The following is a 1,705-nucleotide window of genomic DNA, read 5'->3' on the forward strand; positions in this document are numbered from 1 at the left end:
GTAGCGCAGGGGCAGCAGCTCGAAGCGGCGGGTGCAGTCGGCGACCGGGCTGTTGCGCAGGGCGGGACGGTAGCCGGTGGTGATGCGCCGGCACAGTTCCAGGGCTTCGTTCAATGAGTCCATTGTGTACCTCAGTCCTTGCCGTGCAGGCATCGCTGCACGTTATCGATCAGGGGCGTTCGCTGCTCGCGTGTAGCAGCGATTGCGTCTTGCCAGGCAGGTGATTCGCAGAGCTGTTCTCCGGCGCGGGCCATCATCAGCACATAGCTGACCAGGTCTTGCTCTCGATCCAGTCCTTGCGCGCGGGCCTGATTCAGGTGGTGCTGGATCAGGCCAATTTGCGTACCGTGGCAGACAGCCGTGAAGGCCGCGCAAGACGGCTCGTGCTTCAGCATTTCGGCAAGTTGATAGCTCAGTGGGTCGCCGGCCAAGGCTGCCCAGCAGTCTTCGCTCAGGGTGATGGGCGGGACATGGATCATGCGAGGCTGGTCGCCGCCAGCGATTTGCACCCACAACCTCTTGTGCGGATGCGCCACCGGGGACCACCAGCAATGAATGGGCGCCAACCACTCGGCCACGCCAGGCAACTCGCGGCAGGTATCCAACACTTGCAGGACGGCTGCGGTGTGGTAACGCAACAGGTAAGCGTGGCCATCCGGCCCGGTAACGGAGTTGGCCTGGCTCAAGTGCTGTACAAGCTGGGCGGCTGGCAGCGCACTGACGATCCAGCCACTCACCGCACCCATTGCACCTTGCTCCAGCTGCCACTGGAAATCGTACTGGCCTGAGACATCGGAACCTGGCCTGGAGCTGAACAACCAAGGGCCTACCGCGCGTAAATTGCTGAATTGGGCCTGTTGCAACAAAGGCCAGCAGCGCCCCGTGTAATGTTGGGTCAGCGTTTCCCGGGCCCGGGGTGAAAGGTTGGCCATTTCAACGACGGCACTCAGGCGATAGCGGTCGGATGTGCGTAGCACTTCTACCATTGCTCTGATAAATGGGCTGGGCATCAGCTGGCACCCTCCATGGGAATCATGTTGTGGCCGTCGGCGATGGCTTTGAGCAAGCAACTCAGACAAATCGGCTCCCCAGGCTCAGGTACGCCGGAAGTGGCAGTCATGCGCTGGCTGCCCTTGGCCTGCTGGCTGACCGGCCCCTTGAAGTCCAGCGCAAGGCCGTCCAGCGTGATGCCGGCGCCGTCGATTCGTAGAAGACCTGCCGGACTTCTGATCGTCAGGCTTTCGCTGACCTGGATGTCGTAAACCTTGGTGGTGTGCCGAATAGCCTCGCCGGTTTGCAATGTGCTGTGACCGGCCACGACCTGTTCGAGATGGCCACCGATCTCTACCGTATGGTTGGCCTTGGTGAGGTCCTGCCGGTGATTGCCGACGTGTTCGATTCGGTCCTTGCCTGTGGTGATGGTATGGGTACGGCCAACGCTCAGGCTGTCGTCATTGCCAACTTCATGTGCCCGGTTCTGGCCGATGCTTACGGTCTCGTCCCGGGCAACGTCTTCAAGACGGTCCTGCCCAATCGAAATCGTCTCGTCCCGTTCGACGCGTTCGGTGCGGTCGTTGCCCACTTGCGTGGTCTCGTCGTGCCTGACGATCTTGTTCTTGTCCCGCTGGGCATGGATGAACACTTCCTCTTTGCCCAGTTCGTCCTCGAAACGCAGTTCGTTGTAACCATCACCTTTATGGGTCTG

General features: G+C 60.9%; 1 protein-coding gene and 1 pseudogene. Both read right to left on the minus strand.

Features of this window, described 5'->3' with window-relative positions; all coding sequences use genetic code 11:
- Positions 1 to 131: 131 nt before the first annotated feature.
- On the minus strand, positions 132 to 1,010 hold the full coding sequence (locus tag D906_RS26390; RefSeq protein WP_025755081.1) for a DUF4123 domain-containing protein: 879 nt from the start codon (positions 1,008 to 1,010) through the stop codon (positions 132 to 134).
- Positions 1,010 to 1,705 (minus strand): annotated as a pseudogene (locus D906_RS26395) (type VI secretion system tip protein VgrG); the annotation flags it as partial. The pseudogene D906_RS26395 and the gene D906_RS26390, both read right to left, overlap by 1 nt.

Origin of the sequence: Pseudomonas sp. LAIL14HWK12:I1, assembly GCF_003202095.1 — a bacterium.
Classification (GTDB): domain Bacteria; phylum Pseudomonadota; class Gammaproteobacteria; order Pseudomonadales; family Pseudomonadaceae; genus Aquipseudomonas; species Aquipseudomonas monteilii.